Genomic DNA, 18,422 nt, shown 5'->3' with positions numbered 1-18,422 from the left:
AACCAATTTTCTTACCTCTTTTGAACATCTTTGTGTAAGTATTAAAACCATGTATCTCGAACTTCAACTTCTCAACGAAATACTTTTCAAACCTTTAAAGTTTGAACTTTCTAACATCAAAGAAGAATTAGAAGGTCAGGATTATTTTGCACATACATTTCAAATCGGTAAACATAAAGCAAAATTTAGAACTGCTAAAATCACTCCAACCAAAACAGGACACTTTGTAACACTTTGGAAACGAAATCCTCAAGGAATTACAGAGTCACATAGCATTTTAGATGATTTTGACTTTTACATCATTACGACACGACAGAAAAATAATTTTGGTATTTTTATTTTCCATAAGACCGTTTTACACGAAAAACGGATTTTATCAGATGACTCTAGAGATGGTAAACGAGGCTTTAGAGTCTATCCAAGTTGGGATAACACAAGTAATAAACAAGCGCAAAAAACACAACTTTGGCAATGCAATTCTTTTATTGATCTTTCAATTGAAAACTCAATTGATTTACAAAAGATAAATGACCTTCTAAATATAAATCAATAATGAATTACTTTTTATAAATTCATTGTAATATATCTGCTCAATCTAACATTCGATCACACCGACAATCAATCTTTAATACACTATAAATAAAAATCGATCATTTAAAATCCGTAACTTAGGTCATCACTAAACTAGGATTATGAAAGTCTTCTTGTTATTTATGCTATGCCTTACTATTCCGTCTTGTGCAACTAAGAAATATACTGACATTAGGCAATTACCTGATGGAATAAAATCGACTATTGAAGAGAAATATGAAGTGGTTAATAGTCAGAAAAAACTACTGTATAAAAAAGAACAGCTATTTACCAAAAACGGCAGAATCAAATACTCCAAAACTCTGGGCCCTTCGGGTAACATTATACAAGAAACTGAAAAAAAATTATGGTTTGTGGTTGAAAAATACCCTGACAAAGAATCCTACTATTGTAAAACAAGATGGAAACCCAAACAAAGAGAACGCATCAGCTGCTACACTAGAAAACAACACAAGCAAAATGAAGCTATTTATCATTATAATACTGATGGAACCATAGCTAAGATTGTCGATAATTTCACAACATTCTATACCCATTATTACTATTACATTAACAATGAATTGAATAAAATCATCATCAAAGATAAAAACGACAAACTGGTTGATGAAATTATAATTTCTTGCATCACCAAAGACAAAAAAGGGAGCTGTACAAAAGAGACTCGAATCTCTACCCAAACAAATCATAAAGAGGAATTACTATTTTTCCCTATTTATGACCACTAATATTTTAGCCCCTAGTGGTAAAATCATCGTAAGCAATTTTTATTTCTTGCTGTGAAGCAAAGTAAATAAAACAGTTTATGCCATTTGATATAAAAAAATCTATCTTTAAATTAATCAAATACTAATCAGTACAACCGCAATAAAAATTGAAGAAATGAAAACACTAGTTTACAGTACCCACGGCTATGACATGCCTTTTTTAAAAGAAGCGGCAAAAGACCAACATCAACTAACTTTTACAGAGTCTCCCTTAGACAGTAAAACGGTAGAAATGGCCAAAGAATATGAATCTATTGCCCTTTTCTCTAATGACAATGCCTCAGCACCAATACTAGAAAAACTCTATGGATTTGGCGTTAAATATATAGCACTTCGATCTGTGGGTTATGATCATGTCGATTTGCACACAGCAAAAATGCTTGGTATAAAAATTGCCAATGTTCCTGAATATTCTCCCCATGCAATTGCGGAACATGCCGTAGCCATGTTGATGATGTTAAATAGAAAGTTGTACGATTCACAACTTCTGATTCAGATGCAAGATTTTAGACTTGATTCGTTAGTAGGTTTTGACTTAAATAACAAAAAAATTGGAATTATAGGCACTGGAAAAATTGGGATGGTATTTGCTAAAATCATGAATGGTTTTGGCTGTAAACTTTTGGGTTACGATTTAGTTGAAAACCCAGAAGCCAAAGACTTAAACATGACTTACACTTCACTTGTCGAAATGCTGGAAAAATGCGATATTATTTCTTTAAATTGTCCCTTAAATGAACATACTAAACAATTGCTGGGCGAAGCAGAATTTAAAAAAATGAAAAAGGGGGCCATTCTTATCAACACAGCAAGGGGAGGAGTGATTTGTACAGAGTCGTTATTAAAATATTTGGAGAATGGTCACCTGGGAGGTGCTTGTTTAGATGTATATGAAAAAGAAAAAGGCTTATACTTTTTCGATCACCGTTTTGACATTATTGCAGATTCAAATTTTGCGAGACTTCACAGTCTAAAAAACGTTCTCTTAACGGGACATCAAGCTTTTTTAACCAAAGAAGCTTTGTCTGGAATCGCTGAAACAACCATTAGTAATTTAACACAATGGTCAAAAAATGGTGCATCTGTCAATGACTTATAGTAATTAAGGCTGACTCTAAACACTTTTTGAATTAAATACCGTTGCAGTTAAAAACCAGTACAGAGAACACCAATTTTAGACTAAACTAATTAACCAAAAACTCAATTTCAACCACTTAAAAATAGTCATGGTATTTATAAAAAACTAAAAAAAGCCTCGATTTCTCGAAGCTTTTTAGGTGTTTTTATTATTACTGCGCGTTATTTTTTGACTACTAATCTGAAACCTTCTCCATGAATGTTAAGGATTTCAACATTTTCGTCTTGTTTTAAATATTTACGAAGTTTGGCGATATATACGTCCATACTACGAGATGTAAAATAATTGTCGTCTCTCCAAATTTTAGTCAATGCTAACTCCCTAGGCATTAAATCATTTTCGTGTAGAATCAACATTTTCAATAGTTCATTCTCTTTGGGAGATAATTTAATAGGTTCTTGACCTTCAAAAGTCAAGAAACGCAGTTTAGAGTTCAAGTGAAATTTTCCAATATTGAATTCAAACTGTACTTGTTCTGCTTTTACGTCAGATGATTTGCGTTGAATTATCGCTTTAATCTTCATCAGCAATACCTCGGAATCAAACGGTTTGTTCAAATAATCATCAGCACCTGCTTTATATCCTTTTAAAACATCTTCTTTCATTGACTTTGCCGTAAGGAAAATAATAGGCACTTCGCTATTTTTTTCTCTAATTTCTTTGGCTAATGTATATCCATCTTTGTAAGGCATCATCACATCTAGGATACATAAATCATAGCTGTCTTTTTTAAATTTTTCAAAACCTTCCATACCATTTTTAGCTAAGGTAACATCAAAGTCATTTAGCATTAAATAATCTTTTAGAACGGCTCCAAAATTCAAATCGTCCTCTACTAAGAGTATTCTTTTATTTGTACTTTCCATATCTTAATTTATTAGGGGTATTTTTATTATAAAGGTACTTCCTTTTCCCTTTTCACTTTCAACATATACTTGACCATTATGGTCTTCAACAATTCTTTTTACGTAAGCCAATCCAAGACCGTGCCCTTTTACATTGTGAATATCGCCTGTATGCTCACGATAAAACTTTTCAAACACTCTTTTTTGAGCTACCTTACTCATCCCAAGACCATTATCCTGAACTTTGATCAATATCATGTCTTTGATATTTTCTGTATAAATATTAATTTCAGGAACTCCTGATGTATATTTAATAGCGTTTTCAAGAATATTTACAATGACATTGGTAAAATGAACTTCATTTATCAAAACACAATTTCGAGCTGCCTCAAAATGGCTCGTTATCGTTCCGCCTCTATCTTCAAGAATTAAACTTACATGCTCTATAGCATCATTAATCACATCTTCAACATTAGTAGACTCTTTTTCAATATCTAATTCTTTTTTCTCCAGTTTAGAAATTCGCAATACATTCTCCACCTGAGCATGCATTCGCTTGTTCTCATCCCGAATCATTTGTAAATATTTAAAGACTTTCTCCTTGTCTTCTATAATTTTAGGGTTCTTGATGGCATCTAAAGCTAAATTTATAGTCGCAATAGGTGTTTTGAACTCATGAGTCATATTATTGATAAAATCAGTTTTTATCTCCGAAATCTGTCTTTGTCTTATTAATTGATTCAGCGCACTAGTGTATGCAATTAGAATAATTAATGTAAAAACAATGGATAAAATCGTAATGCTTAATAATTCTGACAACAAGAACTTTTTCTTGTGAGGAAACATCACAAAAAGTTTATAACGTTCATTTCCTTCATTATCGGTGAAAATGGGCACTGAATAGCCTTCTTCTTTGTGGCAGAACTCATTTGAACGAATTTTTGTCTCCTCTCCGTTGTTGAACACTGCAAACTCAAATTGGGTTTTTACCCCGTATTGCTCCAATTCTTTCTTAATCATTTTATGCAAACGCTCTTTGCTAATTCTTTCTTCCAAAGGCATTACACTTGCGATATCCTTGAAAAAAATTTCAAATTGAGCATTATCTAGCACATCTAAACTTCCTGTTTTTTCAATTTTTATGTCAGGTGTTATGCTATGTTGAACACTAGCCTTGTCGATTCCTTTATTATTGTAAATCTCTGTTACACGCTTGGAACTAAAATTTTTAAAACGCTCACTACTGAATCGCTTATCAAAGAACGAGGACGAAATATTATAATCTTCAGCTATGATACTGTTAGAATAAACAATTGTTTCATTTGTTTTGGGGTTCTTTTGAACATAATAAAACTCCAAAAGATCATTTTTTTGAGGGATTTTCCCTGTACTATCTCTATAATGATTGTATTTGTCGTAAAAACTATAAGCTTCCTGCTTTTCAATTTTATCAGCAACATTACCAATTACTTGTTTGACATGAAATTTAAATTGTTCATCATTGTTTTTAAATGAGCTGTTAAACCAATAAACTTGAACAAGAATTATGCCTATTAAAGACAAACTCATCAACAAAACCAGTAATCTAAAAAATAATTTATTCATCAAAGCAAAATTAACATTTTAACAGTTTAGACAATAATGCATTAACCAAAGATTAACATTTAAGAATCTTTTTGTTTAATCTTTAAAATTTTAAGAATTTCATCGATTTTTATTTTGGTTTCCTCCAAGTCAGAATTCTCTATAACAAAATCGCTTTTTGAGATTCGTTGTTCGTCTGTCCATTGTGCTGCCATGCGTTTTAACACCTGCTCTTCGGTAGTTGCATCTCGATTTATAACGCGTTGTATCCGTGATTCTAACGGAGCTGTTACAGTTATTATTTTATCAAAATCTTCATAACTACCATTTTCAAACAAAACAGCTGCTTCATAGATAATAAAAGGATGTTTTTTTTTCTGGGCTAGCCATTCTTTAAAATGTTTTTTTACCGCAGGATGGATGATCGCATTTAAACGTGCTAATTGGTTTGCATCGTTAAACACAATTTCTGCTAAACGTTGCCGAACCAAAACACCATTTTCAAAAATAGATTCACCAAAACTGCTTCTTATAGCATCAATAATAACTTCAGATTGCATTATTTTCCTAGCCTCATCATCAGCGATATAAACAGGAACTCCCTTTGATCTAAAATAATTAGCAATAGTTGTTTTTCCACTACCAATTCCTCCAGTCAGTCCAATCGTTTTTGTCATCACTTATTTTTTAAAGAATAATTCAGGAAATGCTTTTTCTGGTTTTTGCTTTAAAACTATTACCTTAATATATGATTCTAAAAAACCAATACCGTAACCATAAAATTGTTTCCAAGCAGCTTTTACTGATAACCCACCTATTTTCAAACTTTTGTTTTGATAAGTGGATACTAAAAATAAAATAAGGAAATAAAGAAAATACAACTTTAACAGTAAATCATTAGCAAAAATTAAGGAAAGAACTGCTATAAAAAATCCTATAATAAATATTGATGGAAAAAAGAATGTCAATTTACTATACTTTGGATACCAAGAGTTCAAAATAGGTCTTGCTTTACCAAATTTACTCACCTGAATAGTAAACTTATCCCAGTCAATGCGGCGTTTATGATACACAAAAGCTTCAGTAAACAATCGGGTTTCAAAACCCAATTCCCACAACCGAATGGACAAATCTGGATCTTCACCAGGATGTATGTTTCCAAAACCATTTGAAGATTCAAAAGCTTTTCGTGATAATCCCATATTAAAACTGCGAGGCTGAAATTTGCCTATTTTCTCTGATCCGCCGCGAATTCCTCCAGTGGTTAAAAAAGAAGTCATGGTGAAATTTATCGCTTTTTGAATGTCTGTAAAACTTTTCAAAGCCGCATCAGGGCCTCCAAAACAATCCACATAATCGGCTTCCAACGCTTTTTCAACCTCATTCAAATATTGTGCTGGAATAATACAATCAGAGTCAAAAATGATAAAATAATCCCCTTTTGCCTTTCGCATACCAAAGTTCCTAGAATCACCTGGACCTGAATTTTCTTTATAGTAATACGAAATTGTCAATTTATGGGAGTACATTTTTACTACTTCCTCACATCTCAAAGTTGAACCGTCTTCAACCAAAATAATTTCAAAATTACCCTTGTAAGTTGTATGAGCTAAACTTTCCAAAAGCTCCTCAACTTCATCAGGACGATTGTAAACTGGTATTATCAATGAGAAAAACATACTCAAAAAAAGATTAAATTAAAAAACAGAAACAAACAGCAAATATAACTGATATTAGAACAGACTTGATCAATTGATTTAAAGTTTTTTGATGTAAGAATCTTGATTTGGGATTTAGTATTTGAGATTTACTCCCTGAGACAAAAAGTGTGAATTGGCAGATTAATGTCAATCTAATCATGCAGAAAAATCAAAAAATTCATCTATAACAGAAAATCCTTAATCAAAATTATTCAAACATCTCCATCACCTCTTGACTCACTCCCATGTTTGAGAAACCACCATCGTGTAATAGATTTTGAAGTGTTACTTTTTTGGTCAAATCAGAAAATAATGTGAGGGCGTAATTAGCACAATCATCTGCTGTTGCATTGCCTAAAGGAGACATTTTATCTGCAAAAGCGATAAAACCTTTAAAACCTTTCACCCCAGTTCCTGCACGAGTTTCCGTGGGTGATTGCGAAATAGTGTTCACTCTCACTTTTTTATCTCTACCAAAGAAATATCCAAAACTACGGGCAATAGATTCTAAAAACGCCTTATTATCAGCCATATCGTTATAGTCAGGAAAAACCCTTTGAGCTGCCATATAAGATAAAGCTACAATACTTCCCCACTCGTTCATGGCGTCTTTCTTGTACAAAACTTGCATTACTTTATGAAAAGAAACTGCCGAAACATTCCAGCCTTTTTCCGTGAATTCATAGTTCTGGTTCGTATAATGATTTCCTTTGCGAACATTAACAGACATACCAATGGAGTGCAAAACAAAATCAATTTTACCTCCCAAAATTCCCATAGCTTGCTCCACTAAGTTTTCTAAATCGCTAACAGATGTAGCATCAGCAGCAATCACTTGTGAATTGGTTTTTTGAGCCAAAGCATCAATATTTCCCAATCGTATCGAAGCTGGAGCATTGGTCAAAACAAAAACGCCGCCTTCTTCATGTACGCGTTCAGCGGTTTTCCAAGCAATAGAATGCTCGTCCAAAGCACCAAAAATAATTCCTCTTTTTCCTTTTAATAAATTATACATGATATTTCATTTTTTATGTCCTCAAAAATAAACAATCAAACGTAGAGTTGAAATGTTTCATTATTTTTTTATGCATCTCATTATTGCATCAAGTAGAATTGTTGCATTAGACCTAAAGCCATTCAATTAATACAATTTATTTCCAAATAGTTTTTTATGAATTCCATAAAAACAATACGACAACATAATTACTCATGTATAATCTTATGCTATATAAAACACAAAGGTTGTAAAACCAAAAAAACCCCAGAATAACTGGAGTTTTTTAATTTTATAAAAACAAGCAGAAGTTATTTTATCATTTCAATTTTTTGTGATTCTTCTTCATTGATACTATCAAAGAATCCTTGTTCGTTCATCCAGTCATCACTAAATACTTTACTCATGTATCGTGAACCGTGATCTGGAAAAATGGCGATGACATTACTGTTTGCATCAAATTCTCCTTCTTCAGCGTATTGTTTGATTGCTTGTAAAACAGCTCCCGAAGTGTACCCTACAAACATCCCTTCTTTTCTAGTAATTTCCCTAGCAGAGTGTGCACTCTCTTCGTCAGTAACTTTCATGAATTTGTCAATTACATCAAAGTCGGTTGCCGTAGGGATTAGGTTTTTCCCTAAACCTTCAATACGATATGGGTAAATCTCCTCTGTATCAAACTCTTTAGTCTCATGATATTTTTTCAACACAGAACCAAAAGCATCTACACCAAGAATTTTAACATTAGGATTTTGTTCTTTTAAATACTTTGCTGTCCCAGAAATTGTCCCTCCTGTTCCACTACATGCCACTAAATGCGTAATTTTTCCATTTGTTTGTTTCCAAATTTCTGGACCTGTGGTATTGTAGTGGGCATCAATATTCAATTGGTTAAAATATTGATTAATATAAACAGAACCCTTAGTTTCTTCATGCAATCTTTTAGCAACGCTGTAATAAGAGCGTTCATCATCTGCGGCTACATGTGCAGGACAAACATATACTTTAGCTCCTAAACTACGTAGCATATCAATCTTGTCTTTAGATGACTTAGAGCTCACAGCAAGAATGCAGTTATATCCTTTAATAATACTTACCATAGCTAAACTAAATCCTGTATTTCCAGAAGTAGTTTCAATTATGGTGTCACCTGGGGATAAAATGCCTTTTTTTTCTGCTTCTTCAATAATGTATAATGCAATTCTATCCTTAGAAGAATGTCCAGGATTAAAAGCCTCTACCTTGGCATAAAAGTTTCCTTCTATGTTTTCAGTTACTTTATTTAGTTTAATAAGCGGTGTATTGCCTATTAGCTCTAAAACATTATTATAAGCATTTATTTCTTCTTTCATAAATAAATAGTTAATCAACGTTAATTTTATTTAACAGTGATACATTGCAAATTTAACAAAAAAATCCAATTAGTTTTTATTTTTTTCCAAATCTAGCAAAAAACTAAATTCCTTTGCTAATTCTTTAAGTGCCTCAAAACGCCCAGAAGCACCACCGTGTCCAGCATCCATATTTGTATCAAGATACAATACGGTGTTGTCTTTTTTAGCTGTTCTTAACCTAGCCACCCACTTTGCAGGCTCCCAATATTGCACTTGGGAATCGTGTAGGCCTGTGGACACATACATATGAGGATATCGTTGTTCTTTGATATTGTCATAAGGCGAATATGAGCGCATATAATTGTAATATTTTTTAACATTTGGATTTCCCCATTCATCATATTCTCCAGTTGTTAATGGAATGCTCTCGTCGAGCATGGTAGTCACCACATCCACAAAGGGAACCTGGGCGATAACCCCATTATACAACTCTGGCGCTTCATTAATAATGACCCCCATTAACAAACCACCGGCAGAACCACCCTCAGCATACAAGTGCTCCGGACTGGTGTACTTTTGCTCAATAACAAATTTAGAACAGTCGATAAAATCTGTAAAGGTGTTTTTCTTTTTTAAAAGTTTTCCATCCTCATACCATTGTCTCCCTAAATCTTCACCTCCACGGATATGTGCAATAGCATAAATAAAGCCTCTATCCAAAAGCGACAAACGAGTCGATGAAAAATGAGCATCAAGAGAATGTCCATAAGAGCCATAAGCATAAAGTAAAAGTGGATTTTGTCCATCTTTCTTTAGCCCTTTTCTATACACCATCGAAATTGGCACTTTAGTTCCATCAGTAGCGGTGGCCCATACTCGTTCTTCACAATAATTATTTTTATCGAATTGACCTCCCAATACTTGTTGTTCTTTTTGAACTTGTTTTTCAAGTGTCCTCATATTGAAATCAATAATTGAAGAAGGGGTAGTCATTGACTGATATCCATATCGCAATATTTCGGTCTCAAAATCAATATTAGTAGTTGTATAAGCCGAATACGTTTCACTTTCAAAAGGTAAATAATACTCCCCTACTCCGCTCCAGGGCATTATGCGAATTTTATTCAAGCCATTGAAACGCTCTTCGATGACTAAATACTTGGAGAATATCTCAATGCTTTCCAATAATACATCTTCTCTATGACCTATTAATTCCACCCAATTATCTGACGAAGTTGTATCTTCATAGGTTTTCATTAATTTGAAATTTTCGGCATCGTCTTTATTTGTTAGAATATAAAAACTGTCTTTGTAGTGATTGATGCTGTACTCTACACCTCTTTTTCTTTTTTGGAACATTTTAAACTTTCCATCCGGTGTATCCGCATTCAAAATACGGTATTCTGTTGTCATGGTGCTACCACATTCAATAGCTAAATATTTGCGAGACTTAGACTTTGCAATATCTACACTAAAAGTATCGTCCTTTTCAAAGTAAATTAAAACATCTTCTTCTTGAGTTGTTCCTAATTTATGTTTGAATATTTTATCAGAACGCAAGGTTACTTCGTCTTGTGAGGAATAAAAAATAGTATGATTATCATTTGCCCAAACAGCCGAACCTGTAACATTTTCAATTTTATCAGATAAAATTTCGTTAGTTATCAAGTTTTTTACTTGAATCGTATAAATTCGTCTCCCTACAACATCTGTACTAAAAATAGCCATGGTATTATCTGGACTAACACTCAGTCCACCTAATTTAAAATAGGCTTGTCCTTGGGCTAGTTCATTGCAATCAAACAAGACTTCTTCCACTGCCGTTAAACTTCCTTTTTTACGTGCATAAATAGGATACCCTTTTCCAGTTTCAAAACGTGTAATATAATAGTATCCGTTATAAAAATAGGGAACCGATTGGTCATCTTCCTTGATTCGGCTTTTCATTTCCTCGTACAACTCTTTCTGAAAGTCCTGAGTATGAGCCGTCATCTCTTGATAATACTCGTTTTCTTTATTTAAATAGTCAATTACTTCTGGATTTTCTCGGTCATTTAACCAAAAATAATTATCGATTCGGATATCGTTAAATTTTTCTAACTGGGTGGGAATAACTTTTGCAACTGGTGCATGTATGGCTTTTATCATTGGTATGATTTCGAATTTTGATACGAACGTTGGCAAAAATAACATAAGCCAACGGAATCACAGTCTGTTTTAACCTAATTTAACATTGTAATTTAATTTGATTATATTAATTTAGCCTCATAAACTGCTAAAAGAATAAAAAATGGATTTAATGGGAATGATGGGAAAATTAAAAGAAACCCAAAACAAAATAGAAGCGACTAAAAAAAGACTTGATACTGTTCTTGTGGACGAACACAGTACTGATAATTTATTAAAAGTAACCATGACTGCTAATCGAAAAATAACAGCAGTATCCATTGCTGACGAATTATTAGAAGACAAAGAGCAATTAGAAGATTATATTATTTTAGTTCTTAATAAAGCAATTGAAAAAGCGACTAAAGTAAATGAAGCTGAACTAGATGCTGTTGCCAAAATGGACATGCCTATGATTCCCGGAATGGACAACTTATTCAAATAATATTTTCGCAAAGGACAAAAAAACAAAAAGCATGAACTTCATTGATCATGCTTTTTTTTTTAGTTTATTAAACTTCTAATTTCCCTAGAGCCTCCAAGACATAGCCATGCATCACTTCCCGATAATCGAGATGAGTAACCAATCGGAGTTTTCCTTGACCCATGCTGCTAATTGATATGTTTTTATTTTTTAATTTTTCTACAATTAACTTTTCGTTGTACTGCGGTTTAACGGTAAACACTATAATATTCGTTTCTACAGGAGCAATGTAATCCACCCAATGGGTTTTTCGTAAAACCTGAGCCAACTCTTGAGCTCTACGGTGATCTTCTGGCAATTTCGAAATATTATTTTCTAAAGCATATAAACCCGCTGCCGCTAAATAACCTACTTGACGCATCCCTCCTCCAAGAATTTTGCGTATTCGCAATGCTCTATGAATCGTGTTTTTATCCCCTAACAAAACGGATCCAATAGGCGCTCCTAATCCTTTGGACAAACAAACAGAAATGGTATCAAAGAGTTGTCCAAAAGCTTTTGGATTTTGTTTTTTAGCCATCAACGCGTTCCAAATACGAGCTCCGTCTAAATGAAACTTTAAATTATGAGCCGTACAAACTGCTTTGATTTTTTGTAATTCTTCCAATTCATAACAAGCACCTCCCCCTATATTTGTCGTATTTTCAACACAAACCAAACTAGTCAATGCACTATGATAAAATTCAGGTTCATTAATGGATTGCTCTACTTGTTCTGCAGTAATCATTCCTCTATTTCCATCAATCAAACTAAAAGAAGCTCCACTATTAAAAGAGGCTCCACCTCCTTCATAGAGATACACATGAGAACTTTTATCGGCAATAATTTGATCTCCAGGATTGGTGTGTAGTTTAATCGCTGTTTGATTAGCCATAGTTCCCGATGGAAAAAACAATCCCGCTTCCATCCCAAAAATTTGAGCTACGGTAGCTTCTAATTCCTTTACAGTAGGATCTTGTTTGTAAACATCGTCCCCCACTTGAGCATTAAACATACACTCCAGCATTTCGAAATTGGGCTTAGTAACAGTATCACTAACCAAGTTTATTTCCATATCTTTATATTATATACAAATACCCACAAGTCGCCGCTTGTGGCATTGCTAAATTTTTCTATTTTTGCGCAACAAAATTACAAATTTTATGACAACTACCGAACAAATTAAAGGTATTGTAGAGCGCCTTGGTGCGTTGAGGAGGTATCTTTGACGTTGATGCTAAATTAATCGAAATTGCAAACGAAGAAGAGAAAACTTTTGCTCCTGATTTCTGGAACAACGCCAAAGAAGCCCAACTTATTGTTAAGAACCTGACCTCCAAAAAGAAATGGATCGAAGACTATAACAAAGCCATTGAGCTAACGGACGAATTGCAATTAGCCTATGAATTTTACAAAGAAGGCGAACTCACTTCAGATGAATTAGATGAACAATATCGAAAAGCAGAAGTTCATATCGAATCCATCGAATTCAAAAATATGCTTTCTGACGAAGGTGACTCTTTAAGTGCTGTTTTGCAAATTACTGCAGGTGCTGGAGGAACTGAAAGTTGCGATTGGGCTTCGATGCTGATGCGTATGTACATGATGTGGGCTGAAAAATCTGGATATAAAATACGAGAACTTAACTATCAAGAAGGAGATGTTGCTGGAATAAAAACCGTAACACTTGAAATTGAAGGAGATTATTCTTTTGGATACTTAAAAGGAGAAAACGGCGTCCATCGTTTGGTGCGTATTTCGCCTTTTGACAGTAATGCCAAAAGACACACTTCTTTTGCATCAGTTTATGTTTATCCGTTGGTAGATGACACCATAGAAATTGAAATCAATCCTGCTGATATCGAAATTACTACCGCTCGTTCTAGTGGTGCTGGTGGGCAAAATGTGAATAAAGTAGAAACAAAGGTACAATTAGTCCACAAGCCATCCGGAATTCAGATTCAGTGTTCCGAAACACGTTCACAACACGACAATAGAACCAGAGCCATGCAAATGTTGCGCTCTCAATTATATGAAATTGAATTAAAAAAACAACAAGAGCAACGCAATGACATAGAAGCTGGAAAAATGAAAATCGAATGGGGGTCTCAAATTCGAAACTACGTGATGCAACCTTACAAATTAGTTAAAGACGTCCGTACAGCTTTTGAAACCAGTAATGTTGATGCGGTGATGAACGGAGAAATTGATGAATTTTTGAAAGCCTATCTGATGATGATGGGGCAAAAGGACGAAGACGAATAAAACACAACCTAATTACAATATTAAAGCAGCTTTCACTCATCAGGCAAAATGGATATGAAAAAGCTGCTTTACTTTTTACTATATTCTATAGAAAACATTACATTTCCCTAGCTAAAAACAATCTAATGTTAACGTTTACAGAGAAAATGCTAAAATATTAGGAATACCTAAACCAAATCACTTTATTTGGTTTCTATTATAACCAACAATATCATGAAATCATATTCGATAGCAGAAATTAACGAAGTTCTTAAAGGTACTATTTTGGGCGATACACAAGAAAAAATAACTGCTCCAGAGCAATTAGAAGTTGCCAGCAATACCGAGATTTCATTTATCGGAAACAAAAAATACGAAAAACTTTGGGCCAATTCCAATGCTTGTGTTGCCATTGTGAACGAAGACATAAGCATAGAACCAGGAGAAAACCGAGCTTTTATTAAAGTTAAAAATGCCGATTTAGCAATGTCTCAAATATTAGAGCTTTTTGCCTTACCAATGTCCGAATTTGAATCTGAAATTCATCCTTCAGCATCGATTGACATCACAGCAACTATTGGTTCTGGGGTAAAAGTAGGTGCAGGTTGTTATATAGGACCTAAAGTAGCTATTGGTAAAAACGCAATCCTGTACCCTAATACAACCATATTAGATGCCTCAACTATTGGTGAAAACACTGTAATTTGGTCAGGAACTGTTGTTCGAGAACGTTGCCATATAGGCAACAATTGTATCATTCACCCTAATGCTACTATTGGTGCAGATGGATTTGGATTCCGTCCTTGTCCAGAAAGAGGATTGGTCAAAATTCCACAAATTGGAAACGTTATTATTGGAAACGATGTAGAAATTGGTGCAAATACTTGCGTTGACCGTGGTAAATTCAGCTCTACCGTAATTGGTGACGGTTGTAAAATTGACAACCTCGTTCAAATAGGTCACAATAGTAAACTAGGACGTTTTTGCATCATGGCAGGAAATAGTGGCTTAGCGGGTTCAGTTACGCTAGGTAACGGCGTCATGATTGGTGGAAGCGCATCTATCAAAGACCACACAACCATTGGAGATGGCGCAATTGTGGGAGCTGGTTCTGGAGTCACAGGCGATATCCCTGCAGGAAAAACCATGCTTGGTTACCCTGCTGTAGAAGCAAGAGATGCACTCAAACAATGGGCTATTTTAAAAAGATTAGTCAACGAATCTAAAAGATAAACACTTTCATTAGATTACTATCAATTTTCATTATGTCTTAATTTTTTATGATAGAATAATAAAAATAAAAAACTACCAACATGAAACACAGCTTATTTTTAATCCTAATTTTGATTTCCACACTAACAGCTTGCAAATCTGCAAAAGAAACTAAAAACGCAACGAAAAATATTGAAGGAAATTGGACCTTAAATTATATTTCAGGATCTAGAATTGCTTTCAAGGGCCTCTACCCTAATAATGCACCTGAAATAATTTTTGAAACAAATACAAACATGGTCAAAGGGAATTCCAGCTGCAATTCTTTTGGAAGTAAATACACCATAGACAATCACAAAATTCAATTTGAACCTCCTTTTGGAACTAAGAAATTTTGCCAAGGTACTGGAGAGCAAACTTTTTACAATACACTCCAAAAAATTAATAGATATTCTGTAGTAAATGACAGCTTACTTTTCTTTGTTGATGATGTAGTAATGATGCGATTTATCAAGAAGAAGTAATCCCCTGAAAAAAAGAAAGTCGGGATGACTGGATTCGAACCAGCGACCCCTAGCACCCCATGCTAGTACGCTACCTGGCTGCGCTACATCCCGATGCTGCAAATATATTTTTTTTATTTAATTTCAAAAAACCATATCCTAAAATCTTTTATTAATTTTTCATTGGTTTTTGTAATTTAGCCCTGTAATAGTAAACCTTCTCTTCAAATGGATTTAAGCTTCAATAAAAACGAAGATCACAATAAATTATTAGTATCTGCTTTAAAACAAAAATTTGCTAAAGTCAAATTAGGTGGAGGTGAAAAACGCATCCAGAAACTACACAAGGAAGGTAAAATGACTGCCCGTGAACGCATTGATTACTTATTAGATAAGGATTCTAAAACCATTGAGATTGGTGCTTTTACTGGAGAAGGTATGTATACAGAACACGGTGGGTGCCCTTCTGGTGGTGTTATTGTAAAAATAGGCTATATAAGAGGCAAGCAATGTATCGTAGTAGCCAATGATGCTACAGTTAAAGCTGGAGCTTGGTTTCCTATTACCGGAAAAAAGAATTTGCGAGCACAAGAGCTTGCTATGGAAAACCATTTGCCAATCATTTATTTAGTTGATAGCGCTGGTGTATACTTACCCATGCAAGACGAAATTTTCCCAGATAAAGAACATTTTGGTCGCATATTTAGAAATAATGCCATCATGAGCAGTATGGGTATTACTCAAATCTCAGCTATTATGGGAAGTTGTGTTGCTGGAGGAGCTTACCTGCCTATAATGAGTGATGAAGCTATTATTGTGGACAAAACAGCTAGTATTTTCCTTGCAGGAAGTTATCTTGTAAAAGCCGCTATTGGGGAAACGATTGACAATGAAACTTTAGGTGGCGCCACCACTCATTGTGAAATATCAGGAGTTACGGATTACAAAGCTAAAGATGACAAAGATGCTCTTGATAAAATTAAGAATATTTTAGACAAGATTGGAGACTATACTCCTGCTGGTTACAATCGAATCAAAGCTGTAAAACCAAACTTAGACGAAAACGAAATCTATGGTATTTTACCTAAAGCTCGAAACGAACAATATGATATGATGGAAATCATCCATCGATTGGTTGATAACTCTGAATTTGAAGCTTATAAAGACGGTTACGGACAAACTATTATTACAGGCTATGCTCGAATTGACGGCTGGGCTGTTGGAATTGTTGCTAATCAAAGAAAAGTTGTCAAAACTAAAAAAGGCGAAATGCAATTTGGCGGTGTAATCTACTCTGACAGTGCAGATAAAGCCACTCGTTTTATTGCCAATTGCAACCAAAAGAAAATCCCATTGGTATTTCTACAAGATGTCACTGGTTTTATGGTTGGTTCCAAATCGGAACAAGGAGGCATTATTAAGGACGGCGCCAAAATGGTGAATGCAGTGAGCAATTCAGTTGTTCCAAAATTCACCGTGGTAATAGGAAATTCCTATGGTGCTGGAAACTATGCCATGTGCGGAAAAGCATTTGACCCAAGATTAATTTTTGCTTGGCCTAGCGCCGAGTTAGCGGTTATGGGAGGTACTCAAGCTGCCAAAGTATTGGCCCAAATTGAAGCTCTTCCCTAAAAGCAAAAGGGGAAACCATTGACGAAGCTAAAGAAAACGAATTATTTGCCAAAATAAAAGCTCGATACGACGAACAAGTCTCACCTTATTACGCTGCTGCACGATTGTGGACGGATGCTATCATTGACCCATTAGACACCAGGACTTGGATTTCTATGGGTATAGAAGCTGCAAATCATGCTCCTATTGAAAAAAAATTCAATTTAGGTGTGATACAGGTATAATTAAAAATAGCAAAAAAACAATTACCCATTCCATAAAATTTACGAGCTCATCACTTTGCTATTGTTTTAAAAATCACTAACTTAGTGTATTAATCCAAAAAACTATAGTATTATGAACAACGTAAAAAGCTTAAATAAATGGGCCAATGCGCACACTTATTTATCTATAGATTTAGTCCGAATTGCTCTGGGGGTATTTTTATTTATGAAAGGAGTTGAATTCATTACTAACATTCAATATTTAGTAGATTTGATTTCGCCTATAGACAGAATTGGTGGTGGAATGTTTCTAATTCATTATATCGCTCCAGCACATATGATTGGGGGCATTATGATAGTATTTGGCCTTCTAACTAGATGGGCCATAATTGCACAACTCCCAATCCTTCTAGGTGCTGTCGTGGTTAACTTTATGGGAGAAATGCAATCACAAAACCTTATCTTAGCTATTCTAACCCTAGCAATCTGTATTTTTTTCATGTTTTATGGAAGTGGAAAAAACTCAGCGGACTATTATTTTAAGATGCAGCAGTAAAAGAACATTTTCCATTAAACAAGAAAGCATTTCGATGATGAATCAAAATGCTTTCTTGTTTTTGTTTAGTTACAAATCTAATCTTACAAGTATTTTAATTCCCCATCAAAATTTGACTGGCACTTATACCATTTAAAACCTTATATATAATGAGATTTTTTCATTAAAACTGATTTCCAAAAATGGTTAAATATAGCAGTCAAAGAAAAGTTAGTACCTCCTCTTGAGCACATACAAGCTGTTTTGTTAAAAAAACAAAGCCATTTCCATTGCCCAAATTCATTTAAACGGTCTTATTTTGTATTTCTATTTTTTTTTTTGACAGAATTAAAATTAAATTCAGATACTGCATTAGAATTTGCCACGAAGTATAAATACTCAATAAAGACAAACACTAAAGGACTATCTTTAATAAGAAATGCTTTTGTATTTTGATTTTAAAAATTGAAGCCAGTACTTGTTTTAATAGAAGAATTCAGATCTGGTAAATTTC

The 18,422-nt window shown here is 34.0% G+C and carries 16 protein-coding genes, 1 tRNA gene and 1 pseudogene; 9 read left to right on the top strand and 9 right to left on the bottom strand.

Annotated features, from left to right (window positions below):
* Window positions 1-49 precede the first annotated feature (49 nt).
* The 3 genes from ACNH59_RS11400 to ACNH59_RS11390 all read left to right on the top strand — a co-directional run bounded on the left by ACNH59_RS11400 (window position 50) and on the right by ACNH59_RS11390 (window position 2,454).
* Window positions 50-553: a MepB family protein gene (locus ACNH59_RS11400; protein WP_418262664.1), complete on the top strand. Its 504-nt coding sequence runs from the start codon at window positions 50-52 to the stop codon at window positions 551-553.
* Window positions 554-692: 139 nt separating this feature from the next.
* The gene (locus ACNH59_RS11395) at window positions 693-1,316 is read left to right on the top strand and encodes a hypothetical protein (RefSeq protein ID WP_418262663.1); all 624 of its coding nucleotides are present in this window, start codon (window positions 693-695) and stop codon (window positions 1,314-1,316) included.
* Between the two features lie 154 nt (window positions 1,317-1,470).
* Window positions 1,471-2,454, top strand: coding sequence for an NAD(P)-dependent oxidoreductase (locus ACNH59_RS11390; RefSeq protein ID WP_418262662.1), 984 nt, complete (start codon window positions 1,471-1,473; stop codon window positions 2,452-2,454).
* A gap of 200 nt (window positions 2,455-2,654) precedes the next feature.
* On the opposite strand, the gene ACNH59_RS11385 is transcribed toward ACNH59_RS11390, so the two are convergent.
* The 7 genes from ACNH59_RS11385 to ACNH59_RS11355 all read right to left on the bottom strand — a co-directional run bounded on the left by ACNH59_RS11385 (window position 2,655) and on the right by ACNH59_RS11355 (window position 11,098).
* Window positions 2,655-3,359, bottom strand: a complete 705-nt coding sequence (locus ACNH59_RS11385; protein ID WP_418262661.1) for a response regulator transcription factor — start codon at window positions 3,357-3,359, stop codon at window positions 2,655-2,657.
* Between the two features lie 3 nt (window positions 3,360-3,362).
* Window positions 3,363-4,943 (bottom strand): sensor histidine kinase, encoded by a 1,581-nt coding sequence (locus ACNH59_RS11380; protein WP_418262660.1) that lies wholly within the window; start codon window positions 4,941-4,943, stop codon window positions 3,363-3,365.
* A 59-nt stretch (window positions 4,944-5,002) separates the two neighbouring features.
* Entirely contained in the window at window positions 5,003-5,599 is a 597-nt protein-coding gene (coaE, locus tag ACNH59_RS11375) for a dephospho-CoA kinase (protein ID WP_418262659.1), read from the bottom strand.
* Between the two features lie 3 nt (window positions 5,600-5,602).
* Window positions 5,603-6,601, bottom strand: coding sequence for a glycosyltransferase (locus ACNH59_RS11370; RefSeq protein WP_418264891.1), 999 nt, complete (start codon window positions 6,599-6,601; stop codon window positions 5,603-5,605).
* Window positions 6,602-6,830: 229 nt separating this feature from the next.
* Window positions 6,831-7,637 carry an enoyl-ACP reductase FabI gene (locus tag ACNH59_RS11365; RefSeq protein ID WP_418262658.1) on the bottom strand — a complete coding sequence of 269 codons (807 nt, stop codon included), beginning with the start codon at window positions 7,635-7,637 and terminating at the stop codon, window positions 6,831-6,833.
* A 290-nt stretch (window positions 7,638-7,927) separates the two neighbouring features.
* Complete coding sequence (locus ACNH59_RS11360) at window positions 7,928-8,968, bottom strand: PLP-dependent cysteine synthase family protein (RefSeq protein ID WP_418262657.1); 1,041 nt, start codon at window positions 8,966-8,968, stop codon at window positions 7,928-7,930.
* Window positions 8,969-9,037: 69 nt separating this feature from the next.
* Window positions 9,038-11,098, bottom strand: a complete 2,061-nt coding sequence (locus ACNH59_RS11355; protein ID WP_418262656.1) for a S9 family peptidase — start codon at window positions 11,096-11,098, stop codon at window positions 9,038-9,040.
* Window positions 11,099-11,240: 142 nt separating this feature from the next.
* Here ACNH59_RS11355 and ACNH59_RS11350 point away from each other — a divergent pair, with 142 nt between their 5' ends.
* Window positions 11,241-11,561 carry a YbaB/EbfC family nucleoid-associated protein gene (locus tag ACNH59_RS11350; RefSeq protein ID WP_418262655.1) on the top strand — a complete coding sequence of 107 codons (321 nt, stop codon included), beginning with the start codon at window positions 11,241-11,243 and terminating at the stop codon, window positions 11,559-11,561.
* Between the two features lie 67 nt (window positions 11,562-11,628).
* On the opposite strand, the gene ACNH59_RS11345 is transcribed toward ACNH59_RS11350, so the two are convergent.
* Window positions 11,629-12,654: a threonine aldolase family protein gene (locus tag ACNH59_RS11345; protein WP_418262654.1), complete on the bottom strand. Its 1,026-nt coding sequence runs from the start codon at window positions 12,652-12,654 to the stop codon at window positions 11,629-11,631.
* A gap of 88 nt (window positions 12,655-12,742) precedes the next feature.
* Here ACNH59_RS11345 and prfB point away from each other — a divergent pair.
* The 3 genes from prfB to ACNH59_RS11330 all read left to right on the top strand — a co-directional run bounded on the left by prfB (window position 12,743) and on the right by ACNH59_RS11330 (window position 15,559).
* Window positions 12,743-13,844 (top strand): peptide chain release factor 2 gene (gene prfB / locus ACNH59_RS11340; RefSeq protein ID WP_418262653.1). Its coding sequence is split into 2 segments (ribosomal slippage): window positions 12,743-12,805 and window positions 12,807-13,844, totalling 1,101 coding nucleotides; the frame shifts between segments, so codons are not numbered across the junction.
* Between the two features lie 213 nt (window positions 13,845-14,057).
* The gene (gene lpxD, locus ACNH59_RS11335) at window positions 14,058-15,056 is read left to right on the top strand and encodes a UDP-3-O-(3-hydroxymyristoyl)glucosamine N-acyltransferase (protein ID WP_418262652.1); all 999 of its coding nucleotides are present in this window, start codon (window positions 14,058-14,060) and stop codon (window positions 15,054-15,056) included.
* A gap of 80 nt (window positions 15,057-15,136) precedes the next feature.
* Entirely contained in the window at window positions 15,137-15,559 is a 423-nt protein-coding gene (locus tag ACNH59_RS11330; RefSeq protein ID WP_418262651.1) for an META domain-containing protein, read from the top strand.
* A 19-nt stretch (window positions 15,560-15,578) separates the two neighbouring features.
* Here the strand turns inward: ACNH59_RS11330 and ACNH59_RS11325 are convergent.
* A tRNA-Pro gene (locus ACNH59_RS11325) sits at window positions 15,579-15,652 on the bottom strand.
* Between the two features lie 114 nt (window positions 15,653-15,766).
* Between ACNH59_RS11325 and ACNH59_RS11320 the strand changes: the two are divergent.
* Both ACNH59_RS11320 and ACNH59_RS11315 read left to right on the top strand, forming a co-directional pair.
* A pseudogene (locus ACNH59_RS11320) lies at window positions 15,767-17,394 on the top strand (acyl-CoA carboxylase subunit beta).
* Between the two features lie 112 nt (window positions 17,395-17,506).
* On the top strand, window positions 17,507-17,929 hold the full coding sequence (locus ACNH59_RS11315; RefSeq protein ID WP_418262650.1) for a DoxX family protein: 423 nt from the start codon (window positions 17,507-17,509) through the stop codon (window positions 17,927-17,929).
* The last annotated feature ends 493 nt before the right edge of the window (window positions 17,930-18,422 follow it).

The sequence above is a fragment of the Flavobacterium faecale genome (genome assembly GCF_048320115.1).
GTDB classification, from domain to species: Bacteria; Bacteroidota; Bacteroidia; order Flavobacteriales; family Flavobacteriaceae; genus Flavobacterium; species Flavobacterium faecale_A.
The sequence above is the reverse complement of the archived record's forward strand: the minus strand, read 5'-3'. Positions and strand labels throughout refer to the sequence as shown.

Excerpts from the sequence above, each read along its gene's own strand:
- ACNH59_RS11400 (WP_418262664.1), top strand. The coding sequence starts at position 50 with ATGTATCTCGAACTTCAACTTCTCAACGAAATACTTTTCAAACCTTTA.
- ACNH59_RS11395 (WP_418262663.1), top strand. The coding sequence starts at position 693 with ATGAAAGTCTTCTTGTTATTTATGCTATGCCTTACTATTCCGTCTTGT.
- ACNH59_RS11390 (WP_418262662.1), top strand. The coding sequence starts at position 1,471 with ATGAAAACACTAGTTTACAGTACCCACGGCTATGACATGCCTTTTTTA.
- ACNH59_RS11385 (WP_418262661.1), bottom strand. The coding sequence starts at position 3,359 with ATGGAAAGTACAAATAAAAGAATACTCTTAGTAGAGGACGATTTGAAT.
- ACNH59_RS11380 (WP_418262660.1), bottom strand. The coding sequence starts at position 4,943 with ATGAATAAATTATTTTTTAGATTACTGGTTTTGTTGATGAGTTTGTCT.
- coaE (WP_418262659.1), bottom strand. The coding sequence starts at position 5,599 with ATGACAAAAACGATTGGACTGACTGGAGGAATTGGTAGTGGAAAAACA.
- ACNH59_RS11370 (WP_418264891.1), bottom strand. The coding sequence starts at position 6,601 with ATGTTTTTCTCATTGATAATACCAGTTTACAATCGTCCTGATGAAGTT.
- ACNH59_RS11365 (WP_418262658.1), bottom strand. The coding sequence starts at position 7,637 with ATGTATAATTTATTAAAAGGAAAAAGAGGAATTATTTTTGGTGCTTTG.
- ACNH59_RS11360 (WP_418262657.1), bottom strand. The coding sequence starts at position 8,968 with ATGAAAGAAGAAATAAATGCTTATAATAATGTTTTAGAGCTAATAGGC.
- ACNH59_RS11355 (WP_418262656.1), bottom strand. The coding sequence starts at position 11,098 with ATGATAAAAGCCATACATGCACCAGTTGCAAAAGTTATTCCCACCCAG.
- ACNH59_RS11350 (WP_418262655.1), top strand. The coding sequence starts at position 11,241 with ATGGATTTAATGGGAATGATGGGAAAATTAAAAGAAACCCAAAACAAA.
- ACNH59_RS11345 (WP_418262654.1), bottom strand. The coding sequence starts at position 12,654 with ATGGAAATAAACTTGGTTAGTGATACTGTTACTAAGCCCAATTTCGAA.
- lpxD (WP_418262652.1), top strand. The coding sequence starts at position 14,058 with ATGAAATCATATTCGATAGCAGAAATTAACGAAGTTCTTAAAGGTACT.
- ACNH59_RS11330 (WP_418262651.1), top strand. The coding sequence starts at position 15,137 with ATGAAACACAGCTTATTTTTAATCCTAATTTTGATTTCCACACTAACA.
- ACNH59_RS11315 (WP_418262650.1), top strand. The coding sequence starts at position 17,507 with ATGAACAACGTAAAAAGCTTAAATAAATGGGCCAATGCGCACACTTAT.